At 69.9% G+C, this 1,695-nt stretch carries 2 protein-coding genes; both read left to right on the plus strand.

The features are described 5' to 3' along the window. The first annotated feature begins 23 nt into the window (after positions 1-23). Positions 24-917, plus strand: coding sequence for an ABC transporter permease (locus FNH08_RS49710; protein ID WP_152778583.1), 894 nt, complete (start codon positions 24-26; stop codon positions 915-917). Then, positions 890-1,654 carry an ABC transporter ATP-binding protein gene (locus FNH08_RS49715; protein ID WP_152778584.1) on the plus strand — a complete coding sequence of 255 codons (765 nt, stop codon included), beginning with the start codon at positions 890-892 and terminating at the stop codon, positions 1,652-1,654. Before FNH08_RS49710 ends, FNH08_RS49715 begins: the two co-directional genes overlap by 28 nt. The last annotated feature ends 41 nt before the right edge of the window (positions 1,655-1,695 follow it).

A 1,695-nucleotide genomic window follows, 5' to 3' on the forward strand; every position in this document is an offset into this window, starting at 1 on the left:
GTTCCCCCTCCCGTGGAGCATCCATGAGCATCAGTCATGCCCCGCCCGACTCCCTGGAATCCGATATTTCGGATATAGGAAGTTCGGGCACAGGCGCCGCCGGGCAAGGCCCCATCGACCTCGAACCCATCGTCCCCAGCTCCACCCGACGCAGCCGTGTCCCCCGCTGGTTGCGTCGCACCACGGGCCCCGTCCTCCTTCTCGCCCTGTGGCAAATCCTCAGCGCCGCCGGTGTGTTGACCGCCGATGTACTCGCGTCGCCGGGGCGGACGGCGGAGGTCGCGGGTGATCTGATCTCCGACGGTTCGCTGCAGGCGGCCATGGGCACGTCATTGCAGCGGGTCGCGATCGGAGTGCTCTTCGGCGTCGTCGTCGGTACCGTGCTCGCCCTGGTCTCGGGCCTGTTCCGGGTCGGCGAGGACCTCGTGGACGCCCCCGTCCAGATGCTGCGAACCGTGCCGTTCGTGGGGCTCATCCCGCTGCTCATCATCTGGTTCGGTATCGGCGAGGCCCCCAAGGTGGCGATCATCACCCTCGGTGTGACCTTCCCTCTGTATCTGAACGTGTACGCCGGTATCCGAGGCGTCGACTCCCAGCTGATCGAGGCCGGGGAGTCCCTCGGACTGTCGCGCTGGGGGCTCGTGCGGCACGTCGTCCTGCCCGGCGCGCTTCCGGGCGCCATGACCGGCCTGAGGTACTCCCTCGGTATCGCCTGGCTCGCGCTCGTGTTCGCCGAGCAGGTCAACGCCGACGCCGGCCTCGGCTTCCTCATGGTGCAGGCACGGGACTTCCTGCGCACCGACGTGATCGTGGTCTGCCTGATCGTCTACGCCTTCCTCGGCCTGACCGCCGACTTCGTCGTCCGCTCCCTCGAAAGGCTGCTGCTGCAATGGCGACCGACGTTCACGGGCCGGTGAGCCCCCTGGCAACCGAGGCTCCCCGAGCGGCACACGCCGTTCACGTCGAGGGACTGACCCGCTCCTTCGACGGCCGCGCCGTCATCGACCAGCTCCAACTCGACGTCCAGCCGGGCGAGTTCGTGGCGCTCCTCGGCCGTAGCGGTTGTGGCAAGTCCACGCTCCTGCGCATCCTCGCCGGCCTCGACCGCGACATCGAGGGCACCGTCCTCGTGCCGCGCCGCAAGGCCGTCGCGTTCCAGGCGCCCCGGCTGATGCCGTGGAAGAAGGTGTGGCGCAACGTGCTGCTCGGCCTGCCGGGCAAGCCCGAACGCGCTGTCGCAGACCAGGCGCTGGAGGAGGTCGGCCTGAGCCACCGCTCGAACGCATGGCCAAAGACCCTCTCGGGCGGCGAGGCCCAACGCGCCTCCCTGGCACGGGCCCTGGTCCGTGAGCCCGACCTGCTCCTGCTCGACGAGCCGTTCGGCGCGCTGGACGCCCTCACCCGCATCAAGGCCCAGCGCCTGGTGGGCGAGTTGTGGCAGCGCCGGGGCTGCGCGGTGCTGCTCGTCACGCATGACGTCGAGGAGGCCGCCCTGCTCGCCGACCGCGTCCTGGTGATGGACGAGGGCGTCATCGCCTACGAGACCCCGGTCGAGCTGGAGCGTCCCCGCGACATCGCCGACCCCCGCTTCGCCGAGCTGCGCGGCCGGCTGCTCGAACGCCTCGGTGTCGACACCACGGCTGAGGCCGCCTGAAACCCCCACTACAGCTGTCAGTTCCCCCCCCAACCCCCACC

Source organism: Streptomyces spongiae, from assembly GCF_009377185.1.
GTDB lineage: Bacteria > Actinomycetota > Actinomycetes > Streptomycetales > Streptomycetaceae > Streptomyces > Streptomyces spongiae.